We start from the raw sequence: 717 nt of genomic DNA, 5'->3' as shown, positions 1-717 counted from the left end.
GCTCCGTAGAGCGCCGAATAACAGTCACAGGTTGGGATAACATAAGTTGAGGGTTGCAGTGGCATTGCCCGTTGCCGGGCAGTTACTTCGGTAAAACTTAACCTTTCACACCACCCGCCGTCAGTCCGTTGACCAACCAGCGCTGTGCCAGCAGGAACACCAGAGTGATAGGAATGGCTGAAAGTACAGCTGCGGCGGCAAAGTCGCCCCACAAATAGTTCTGTGGATTGAGGTACTGCTGCATACCTACCGCAAGGGTATAGCTGTTCACATCACGCAGCAGCAGTGATGCGACCGGTACTTCGGTAATCGCGGCAATGAAAGACAGAATAAACACGACCGCCAGAATCGGAACGGAAAGCGGCAGCAACACCAGGCGGAATGCCTGCCATGGCGTTGCGCCATCCAGCGCGGCCGCTTCTTCCAGCGAACCGTCGATGGTTTCGAAATAGCCCTTAATCGTCCACACATGCAGCGCAATACCGCCGAGATAGGCGAAGATCACGCCACCGTGAGTGTTCAGACCAATAAACGGAATGTACTGGCCCAGGCGGTCAAACAAAGCATACAACGCGACCAGAGACAGCACCGCCGGGAACATCTGGAATATCAGCATCCCTTTCAGCAGGGTTGCTTTGCCCGGGAAGCGCATACGGGCAAAGGCGTAAGCGCAGGTGGTGGAAAGCGTCACGATACCGATCGCGGTAATGGTGGCTA

General features: G+C 55.4%; 1 protein-coding gene. It reads right to left on the bottom strand.

The window, feature by feature from the left end:
- Positions 1-97: 97 nt before the first annotated feature.
- The coding region (malG, locus tag FDW87_RS09500; RefSeq protein WP_252363091.1) for a maltose ABC transporter permease MalG at positions 98-717 on the bottom strand (620 nt) is incomplete at its 5' end.

Origin of the sequence: Citrobacter sp. wls826 (assembly GCF_005281245.1) — a bacterium.
Taxonomy (GTDB): Bacteria; Pseudomonadota; Gammaproteobacteria; order Enterobacterales; family Enterobacteriaceae; genus Citrobacter; species Citrobacter braakii.
Note: the sequence above shows the minus strand (reverse complement) of the source record. Positions and strands in the feature narration are given on the sequence as shown.